The 256-nt window shown below is 68.8% G+C and carries 1 protein-coding gene; it reads right to left on the minus strand.

Annotation, left to right across the window (positions count from 1 at the left end; genetic code table 11):
• The coding region (locus ACVA6Q_RS24800) for a hypothetical protein (protein WP_446649246.1) at window positions 1-256 on the minus strand (256 nt) is incomplete at both ends.

Genomic DNA, 256 nt, shown 5'->3' on the forward strand with positions numbered 1-256 from the left:
CGGCAAGGCTTGCCAGCCACCATCGGCCGTCAGCGTATCAGCACCGTTGAAGGCCGTGAGCGCACCCAGCAGCGCGCGTGACGTGCCGGCCAGCCGATGAAAGTACAGACCGTGGACCATCGGCTCGAAAAAGTAGCGCGCGGCCGCCTCGCCGAACACGCGTGTGCTCCAGGCCTGCGCATCCTCGTCGTCCAACGCGGCAAGGCTGGCGTAGTGGCTGGGGTCGACGCCGCGTACCTCGCGCGCGGTTGCGAGG

The sequence above is a fragment of the Vibrio sp. DNB22_10_4 genome (assembly GCF_052879755.1).